Raw genomic sequence first — 9,134 nt, forward strand, 5'->3', positions numbered from 1 at the left:
GATCGTACTTCTTTAAGTCTAAGTTTTCTGCTTCTGTAGTTTCCCTCAATTTTGCCAACCGAGCTTCTACCTCTGGACTCTTCAGGAAATTTTGACTGATATCCCCCGATAGTAACTTCTGGTTGTTCTACCTGCGGTGGCGTTAGTGTCTCAGGAGATACTCTAGAACCGTTGTCAGAACCGTTGTCAGAACCGTTGTCAGGATTTACTACTTTCCCATACCGGGGATTGACTAGCATTAACCCTTGTCGATAAGCAGATGCTGCCTCCTTTAACTGCTTCTGAGTTTGGTAAATCCTGCCTAAGTTAAAGTAGACTTCCCCATAACTAGGATTGAGCTCCAGAACCTTCTGATAAGATGCGATCGCATTTTCAAACTCACCTTGGTCTTGAAGCACCACTCCCAAATTGTAATGAGCGCTTAGCAAATCTGACTGCATCGCCACTGCTTGGCGATAGTAAGCCACAGCATTAGTCAAATCTCCTGCTTTTTGCCGGGTAACCCCTAGCTCATGGTTCAATTGTGCGTAGTGTGGTTGTTTTTCTAGGGAAAGCTTCCCTTGAGCGTGGAGTGCATTGCCCAAATTCACATCAGCTTCAGTGCAGGTAGGCTCAATCTCCAAAGCTTTTTGATAGGAAGCGATCGCATCGTCCCAACTACCTTGTTGTTGTAGAGCATACCCAAGGTTGTTGTAAACCGGTACTAAGTTCGGCTGTATTGTTAAAACTCGTTGGTAACACTCCACCGAGTCAGACAACTGACCTTGACCTTGGCACAAATTACCTAAACTGAACCAAGCCTTAACAGAATTCGGCTCCGCTTCCACAGTAGCTCTCAACAGCTTCTCGGCAGTATCATACTGACCTGTTTGCTGTGCCAGCACCCCTAAGCCATATAAAGCTTCCGGATGATTAGGCTGTTGTTCCAAAATCTTATAGTAAAGCTGTACAGCCTTGTTTAAGCGATTGGCTTGACGATGTTGAACAGCAATTTGTAGTGCTTCAGAAACAGTTTCCATCGCAAATTGTCTTGGTTTATGGACTACATTTAATAGAAAATCTTCCAATGCTCTTACCGGTTTCAAGTCACCATATAACTTATGCTTATTTTCAGCAACTTGATCAGATATGTATTGACGATATTGAGCATCTTGACCCAACCGTACCGCAATTTTCACATAATCCTCTTTACTCGAAGCAATTGTCTCTTCCAGACCCATCATTTTTAGAATTGCCATCGTATGCCGACCACGCATCAAATCTCCTGGCAATGTCACAATCGGAATATTATGGGCAATAGATTCCAAACTAGAGTTACATCCAGACCAACCAATGCTATCCAGGAATACATCCGCTATCGCTGAGGTTCCAGCAAACTTCCTGTTATTCATGAATGGTAAAAATATGCAGTAGTCTGTATAATCGAGGCCAAATTTATAAAAAGCATCCCTTAAACGCTGCTCAAATATCTCAGTAACCCGGTCACTTTTAACATATTTAATAAATACAAACTTACACCGATGAGCTAACTCCTTAGCAATTCTAGGAAATACATCATCATAGTCAGGTAAATACTTATATAACGATTGGCAACACCAGAACATAATCTCATCATCATCTAAGCCTATGTCCTTTTTAGCGATCGCTTCCGGTGTAATTTCCAAAGGCGTGTAATGGATAGAGAGATTCGGTAATCTAACTAACCTCTCACTATAATGATCTTGAGCATTTTCTGCTTCCATTAAATCACTACTCAAGTAATAGTCAATAGTCGGCATCCCACTAGTATCCGGATGTCCCCAAGATGTCATTTGAATTGGAGCCAGTCTTAAACAACCCAACTTAACTGTAGTTGGCGACATCCCGAATTCCGGAAAAATAAGGATGTGTAATTTATCTTCTGTAATTACCTCACACCATTCTTCGATAGTGAAAGAACCTTGAACAAATTTTACAAATGATTTTGCGGCTATTGCTGTTTCCTTATCCTGTTTTAACCCTGTGTGATAACCAAATAGTTCAAAATTCGATCTATCTAGATTTTCTACCCAGCCCTTAATCGGTATTTTCCAATTAGAATGATCCCAAAAGAATTCCGAAATAACTCCAATCCGAACTTTTTCATGAGGCGCTAAATTTGGTAGAGGAATTTTCTGGCTCCACCGGGGATAGCACTGGGACATGATCTGGCAAATCATTTGTCCATAAATTTCCTGTAACTCTCGGTTATTTAACCCTTGATAGGCCAGATAAAAAGGCTGAAACGCTCCCACCGCGTTAGCGGCACTTAGCAGTTCCCTTGGACTTAGCTCTGTATCGCTCTGTGTATAGCTATCCGCTAATTTTTTAAGACTACCTTGGTAATTATTTCGCGTTACCTTGATTTCATCAACACTTGAATAAATGATCGGAATCTGACACACGCACATGGCCAGTTTAGCTTCAGCCAAGTTAGGGTTAATACTTAATGCTTGCTGGTAAGACTGTAGGGCTTCTTCTAGCTTGCACTGTTCGTGGAGTGTATTTCCTAAATTGTTATAAACCTCAGCAAAGTCAGGTTTCAGCCTAATCGCTTCCTGATAGGACTGTACCGCTTCCTCTAACTTGCCCTGTTTTTGGAGTATTGTTCCCAAATTGTTATGAGCGTCAGCATAGTCAGGTTTAAGCCTAATTGCTTCTTGGTAAGACTCTCTTGCAGCATCTAACTTGCCCTGTGTTTGGAATAGAGTCCCCAAATTGTTATGAGCCTGAAAACAATCTGCTTTAAGCTTAATCGCTTCCTGGTAGGACTCTCGTGCCGCATCTAACTTACCCTGTACCTGCAGTACATTTCCCAGATTACAATAAGCCTGAGCATAGTCAGGTTTAACCCTAATCGCTTCTTGGTAGCAATGTACCGCTTCCCCTAACTTACCCTGATTATGAAGCAAATTTCCTAAATTATTATGAGCCACAGCATAGTCAGGTTTAACCTTAATCGCTTCTTGGTAATACTGTACCGCTTTCTCTAACTCTCCTTTTGCCCAGAAGATATTGCCCAAATTGTTATGAACTTCAGCAAAGTCAGGTTTTAGGGTTAAGGCTTGTTGGTACAAGGCTACCGCTTCCTCTAGCTTGTTTTTTTCCTCAAATATACTTGCCAGATTAGCAATGGCTATCACGTTATAGGGCTTCAATAAAGACTTTTCCTCACCCTGATAATCCCCCTGAATCTGTATTACCTGTCTGTAGATAGATTCAGCCTCATCTAATTTACCCAACTGATGATTTTGAGCGGCTGTATTGATTAGAGATTCAAGGTTTGATTCTAACAATTGGTTGGTAGTCATATAGCGGTTTGCAGGGCAGAGCTAGGTTGCTGTAATACTAAATCCGGTTTGATTAGATATCAATCATGAAAAATTATTTCACCCTAGTTGTCCGGTCAGTTTGGCAAAACTTTACATAACTTTACATTAAGGCGTCCAGGAATAAATTTTTGCTATACTATTTTTATAGGAAGAGTTAGGGAATCCGAACATGAACCACTGCGTTGGTACTACCGAAGCCGCATCTCTATTAGGTATTTCTTCTCGACGATTGCGCCAACTCCTGGAGAAGGGTCGGGTCAGGGGTGCCTATAAAAGTGGCAAATTCTGGATTATTCCTCTTTTCAAGCACCTACCACAAATCACCAAAGGTACCCGTGGACCAAAGGGCAAATGGCGTACCAGTCGTCCTCCCGCTTTAGCCACCATCAATGTCAACCGTAATCGGATTGGCAGCAACAATGCTAAACCTCCCCAAGACCGTCAGCCAGTGATTTCGGTAAAACGAAGCGGCAACAATCTATATGGCAACCAGATCGAAATCCTTGGTCCATGTCGGATTGTCTATCAGCCCGATCACCCACTGCGTTGTGGTGCTCGTCTATGGATCGAAACCTTCAGTGATGTTCATTTTATTGGTGGTAGTTTTCCGGCTAGTGCTTGATACTAAGGGCATTGCTGATTCTGGCTATGGTTTCCCCAATTCTGGGGGTAACAAAACTTTCAAAGTCCCTCAGAATTCGAGGAGCAACAGGGGCTTTAATAAAACCAGATGATCGCGCATTTATTCCTTAATTAAGGAACGCCAAAACTATGAGATTTATCAGCCCTAAAATAGATTATGTATTCAAAAAAATATTTGGTTCCAAAGAAAGTAAAAATATATTAATTAGTTTTCTAAATGCCATTATTTATGATGGCGAACCAATCATTCAATCTTTAACCATTATTAATCCCTATAATCCCGGTCAAGTGTTGACTTTAAAAGACACTTATTTGGATGTAAAAGCAGTGTTAGCGGATGGAGAGATTGTCCTAATTGAAATGCAAGTATCATCCATGACTGGTTTTAGCAAACGGGTACTTTATAATATGGTGAAAGGATATGTTAATCAGTTAAAAACAGCAGAGGACTATATTCGTCTTAAACCTGTTATAGCTGTCACAATTACGGATTTTATTTTGTTTGACGAAACTCAGCAAATTATTAATCAATTTGTGTTTCAAGAAAAAACAGAAAAGTTTGAATGTCTGGAAGAGGAATTGCAGTTAATATTTATAGAATTACCGAAATTCCATAAAAGACTCTCAGAATTAGAAACTTTAGCCGATAAATGGATTTATTTCATCAAAGAAGCTTCTAGTTTCGATAACATTCCTCCTTCTTTAGGAGAAGTATCAGAGATAGAATCAGCTTTAAATCTTGCTAATCAAGCTGGTATGACGCCAGAAGAATTAGAAATTGCCGATCGCCGTGCTATGGCATTACAAGATGAAAGAGGAAAAATAACTTATGCTGAAGAAATCGGTAGAAAAAATGAGGCGATCGCCTTAATAATACGTCAACTGAAAAAGCGTTTTGGGGAAATTGATAAAAAAACCATTAGCAAAATAGAAATTTTAACAATTGAAGAGTTGGAAAATTTGGGAGAAGACTTCTTAGATTTCAATAACATAACTGATTTAGAAAATTGGCTTAACTAGCATTCAGCCCGGATATAGCGTTCATAGGACTCATGAGGTACACATTATTTTTTACCTCTTCCCTCTTCCCTTTTCCCTCTTCCGTTCGCGTTCGCCTTTGGCGTGAGGCTCAACGTAATCAGGCGCGCGTCTCCGGGGGAAACCCCCGCGTGAAGGCGCTGCCTCCCCAAGACCGCGCTGCCTCCCCAAGACCGCGCTGCATCACTGCTACCTCCTCCCTAAAAACCAGAAATTTGACCTCACAAGTCGTAGAATTCCTATAGTTGGTAGGGTAATGGCATTGCCCAAACAGCAGTAGCGAAGCTGATCGCAAAAACGATCGCAAAAATATAATTATGATCGACACTTATGATATTGTTGTAGTTGGTGCTGGTCCAGTGGGATTAGCCACTGCCATTGGCTTACAGCAGCGAGGTATCTCTAATTTTATAGTCCTTGATCAAACTCGTGCCTTTCGTCGAGTGGGTCAGGTTATCGATCTTCTGCCCAATGGATTAAAAGCCCTCAACCACATAGCGCCTTCTGCTTACGAAGCCGTTAAAAACACGGATATGGAGTTTTTGCAGAAAGTGCAACCCAATCAAAAATGGGTTTACAAAAATTTGAAGGGAGAGCAAATTCACTCAATTCCTCTTAGCTATGAGAGTTGGTTCAAGGATTATGGAGAGGGTCGAGTCTCAATTTCTTGGTATGATTTACAGACCACTCTCAGACAGCAACTTCCCGTTGAACAGGTTAAAGCGAATCATCGTTGTATCAATGTAGTCGATGAAGGAAACACCGAATATGTTCGGCTAGATTTTGTTTCTGATGCAGCCATAGAAGCAAATCCCTATGCTCATTGGTCAAACAGACAAAACGATGAGGATACAGTCTCCTTTAATTCAGAACATAGTCCCCAACAATTTCAAAAACAATCAACCCGGGCTAGGCTAGTTGTTGCTGCAGATGGGATCAACTCTAGCATTCGTCGAATTGTTTATAATGATAGTCCCTACAGTGGTTTAGCACGACCTGACTATTCCGGGTTTGCCGCCCTATTCTGTATGGAAATCACAGATATTCCCCCAGAGCTAAGCACAGAGCTTGAAAACAAATTTTTTCAGCAGGAACGGATTATAAGTATCACTAATGATCGCACTAATGATCAAATCTCAGAGGATTCCCCTTCTATGGAATCCCCACGGATGCTCCTATTTCGCCGTTCCAATGCTCAGTTTGGGTATTTGATCCATCTTCCTTTAAACCAGGAGGAGTTGACAGAAAAATCTGGAAGTGCCTTAATTGCTTTAGCATTACGAGAGTTGGAAAACGCTAATTTTCCCAAAGCTCTCACACAATTAGTGGCGTTATCTCCTCCTGTCAAAATGCAATCCCGTCCGTATTACATTCACCGTGTAGAAACTCTATCTCCCTGGAGTTCAGGTAGAGTTGTATTAGTGGGTGATGCCGCCCATGGGATGCCTCCTTTCATGGCTCAAGGGGCTAATCAAGGATTGGAAGATGCTCTGGTTGTAGCTACCCTTATCGCTAATATTGTACATAAAAATAATCTTGATAATATCCAAGCAATCGCCAATGCTTTCCTTAACTATGAATCTCTTCGTCGTCCATTAATGGAGAAGATTCAACAAGCAACATTGACCAGAATTCCCTACAATAACAAACAAGCATGGCAAGACTACCAACAATTGGTATATTGTCGTAATTTTGACCAACTGCTGGAGCGATGTAAGCATTCAGCCCTCAGCCGTCAGCCATCAGCCAAAGGCTGAGAGCTGAGAGCTGAGAGCTGAGAGCTGAGAGCTGAGAGCTGATAGCTGAGAGCTGAGAGCTGATAGCTGATTGCTTACACAAAGCCAAACTGATTAAGCTTTCATCCTAATTACATCCTCACTCAAAACTTGATTTAATTTGCCACTGCGATATCCTTCTAAATCCAGGGTCACATAGACAAAACCCAACTCCTGAAACTCTGCCACTAACTTCGGTAAATCTGTCGTTACCACAAATTCCTTAATCTCTTCCGGTAGTAACTCAATTCGTGCGGTATCTCCTTCTGAACGAACCCTCAAATTGGAGAAACCTAACTTCCGTAAATAGATCTCTGCTCGTCCTACCCGTTGTAACTTAGCTACTGTAATCATTTCCCCATAGGGAAAGCGAGAACTCAGACAAGGTTGGGCAGGTTTATCCCACCACGGCAGTCCTAATTGTTTCGAGAGTTGGCGCACTTCCGCCTTACTTACCCCCACTTCCGCTAAAGGCGATCGCGCACCTCGTTCCTTGGCCGCCTGAATCCCTGGACGATAGTCCCTTAAATCATCCCCATTCACCCCATCGACTACATAAGGATAGCCTCGCTCCAGGGCTAGAGGTTTGAGAGTGTCGTGGAGTTCACTTTTGCAAAAATAACAGCGATTGACCGGGTTAGAGGTATAATTGGGATTATCCATCTCATGGGTTTGGACAACCTCATGAGTAATGCCAATGGTAGCGGCTTGGATGCGAGCGTCTTCTAATTCTTCTGGTAATAGTGACGGGGATTCAGCAGTGACCGCTATTACGCGATCGCTTAAAACATCGTAAGCAATTTTAGCAACTAGCGTGCTATCAACTCCCCCAGAATAGGCAATCAAAGCCCGTTCCATCTCAGCAAATATAGTTTTTAATTGCTTGAGTTTCTGCTCTAGCATGGTTTTGATAAATAATTTTCCCTGTTTGTAGCACTATCCCATCTACTATCATGCCCGATTTATCATGATTAGACTTCGCGGTATAGCACTACCCATTAAAATTAGGACATTGTCTTGATGCAGTCGCTCATGGGGGAAACCCCCTTTGGCGGCGCTTCATCGCTCCTAAACTCCGAAACGTGAGTATAGCTTACTTCTGACTTCTGACTTCTAACTTCTGACTTCTGACTTCTGACTTCTGACTTCTGACTTCTGACGCTAAGCGTAGCACTATAAATCAAAACTCCCGTTGCCAGAAGATTAGGATAGCGATCGCTAAAAGTAGCACGATGTACAGTAATCCATAAAGTCCATTTAAAAACAGTTCTGGGAACGGGGGTAAGACACCATAGACGGCATCATTCTTTAAATTGAGCCGTGATAAATCCGGGATAACCAAGTATAGGGTTTCGGTCATCCGCTCAATGCCAGGGTTTTCGCTCAACTTGCTTAACTCCACTAAATCACGGCTCAAGTGTCCCATCATATAAATCCCAAACGTAAGTAACGTTGCTAGGAGTGAACTAGTAAAGACACCAAACATTAGCGCTACTGCTGTGATTAGAGACAGTTCTAGAAATTGGTAAAGCACCGAAACCAGGATGCTAACCACAGGGTATTCAATACTAGAGGCACGTAAGCCCAGCAGATAAATGGCAGTCATAGCCACAACCAGCACAGCCAATACACCCGATAACCCTAAGTGTTTGCCAATGATAAATTCAGCCCGGCTAAGAGGCTTGGGAATTAACACTAATACAGTACGCTTTTCGATTTCCTTGTTAATCAACCCGGTACCAACAAATACCGCCACGATTACACCCAGGATACCCATCCCAGCTAGACCCAAATCCAGAAAAATTTTCTCTTCTGTGGTTGCTGCTATCTCAGGTAACAGCCTCAGAGCTATGCCTAGGGCTAGGGCAAAAAAGCCGATCAGATATAAAACGCGATCGCGTATCACTTCCCGAAAACCATTAGCTGCGATCGCCCAAATTCTTGCCAAACTCACCTACTATCTCCTATGCTCCTCTTTTGCTTCCATCATAGGAGAGGTACACAAGTTTGGGATTTTTGCTATAAGCTTAAGTCATGGATGATAGAGAAGTCATCAAGAACCGCCCAGAATTCGCTTAGGTGCGCTTGACCTTGGCGAATTTAATTCGCCAAGGTCAAGCGCACCTCTTGCTATTTAGACTTTTAAACTATTATCACTTTGGACTCTAAATACCAATCACTAATCACTAATTATTACTAATCACTAATTATTACTAATTACTATGATGATTGCGCTCATCCACCAAGCAAATAAAGCTAGAAATAGCAATCCCATTATCCCAGCAGTAGGATCGCGATTAATGCCAGTAATCCAGGGAGCAACCTTGCC

At 42.1% G+C, this 9,134-nt stretch carries 7 protein-coding genes; 4 read left to right on the forward strand and 3 right to left on the reverse strand.

What is annotated here, in order from left to right; translation table 11 throughout:
- Positions 1-3,329, reverse strand: a 3,329-nt coding sequence (locus tag F6K20_RS12705; RefSeq protein ID WP_287294898.1) for a tetratricopeptide repeat protein, incomplete at its 3' end; no start/stop codon positions are given.
- A gap of 190 nt (positions 3,330-3,519) precedes the next feature.
- Between F6K20_RS12705 and F6K20_RS12710 the strand changes: the two genes are divergently transcribed.
- The 4 genes from F6K20_RS12710 to F6K20_RS12725 all read left to right on the forward strand — a co-directional run bounded on the left by F6K20_RS12710 (position 3,520) and on the right by F6K20_RS12725 (position 6,787).
- Positions 3,520-3,972, forward strand: coding sequence for a MerR family transcriptional regulator (locus F6K20_RS12710; protein WP_287267650.1), 453 nt, complete (start codon positions 3,520-3,522; stop codon positions 3,970-3,972).
- Between the two features lie 149 nt (positions 3,973-4,121).
- Positions 4,122-5,012: an Rpn family recombination-promoting nuclease/putative transposase gene (locus F6K20_RS12715; RefSeq protein ID WP_008190431.1), complete on the forward strand. Its 891-nt coding sequence runs from the start codon at positions 4,122-4,124 to the stop codon at positions 5,010-5,012.
- A 32-nt stretch (positions 5,013-5,044) separates the two neighbouring features.
- Positions 5,045-5,275 carry a hypothetical protein gene (locus tag F6K20_RS12720; protein WP_131826899.1) on the forward strand — a complete coding sequence of 77 codons (231 nt, stop codon included), beginning with the start codon at positions 5,045-5,047 and terminating at the stop codon, positions 5,273-5,275.
- 72 nt (positions 5,276-5,347) lie between these two features.
- Positions 5,348-6,787: an FAD-dependent oxidoreductase gene (locus F6K20_RS12725; protein ID WP_287267649.1), complete on the forward strand. Its 1,440-nt coding sequence runs from the start codon at positions 5,348-5,350 to the stop codon at positions 6,785-6,787.
- Between the two features lie 93 nt (positions 6,788-6,880).
- Here the strand turns inward: F6K20_RS12725 and larE are convergent, their stop codons facing one another.
- Together larE and F6K20_RS12735 are read right to left on the reverse strand one after the other, a co-directional pair.
- Entirely contained in the window at positions 6,881-7,708 is an 828-nt protein-coding gene (larE, locus tag F6K20_RS12730) for an ATP-dependent sacrificial sulfur transferase LarE (RefSeq protein ID WP_287267647.1), read from the reverse strand.
- A gap of 277 nt (positions 7,709-7,985) precedes the next feature.
- Positions 7,986-8,759 carry an ABC transporter permease gene (locus tag F6K20_RS12735; protein WP_008190425.1) on the reverse strand — a complete coding sequence of 258 codons (774 nt, stop codon included), beginning with the start codon at positions 8,757-8,759 and terminating at the stop codon, positions 7,986-7,988.
- Positions 8,760-9,134 lie beyond the last annotated feature (375 nt).

It is taken from the genome of Moorena sp. SIO2C4 (genome assembly GCF_010672485.1).
GTDB classification, from domain to species: domain Bacteria; phylum Cyanobacteriota; class Cyanobacteriia; order Cyanobacteriales; family Coleofasciculaceae; genus Moorena; species Moorena producens.

What these genes read in the sequence shown, in the direction of transcription:
- F6K20_RS12725 (WP_287267649.1), top strand. Translation starts at nt 5,348, where the DNA reads ATGATCGACACTTATGATATTGTTGTAGTTGGTGCTGGTCCAGTGGGA.
- F6K20_RS12720 (WP_131826899.1), top strand. Translation starts at nt 5,045, where the DNA reads ATGAGGTACACATTATTTTTTACCTCTTCCCTCTTCCCTTTTCCCTCT.
- larE (WP_287267647.1), bottom strand. Translation starts at nt 7,708, where the DNA reads ATGCTAGAGCAGAAACTCAAGCAATTAAAAACTATATTTGCTGAGATG.
- F6K20_RS12715 (WP_008190431.1), top strand. Translation starts at nt 4,122, where the DNA reads ATGAGATTTATCAGCCCTAAAATAGATTATGTATTCAAAAAAATATTT.
- F6K20_RS12710 (WP_287267650.1), top strand. Translation starts at nt 3,520, where the DNA reads ATGAACCACTGCGTTGGTACTACCGAAGCCGCATCTCTATTAGGTATT.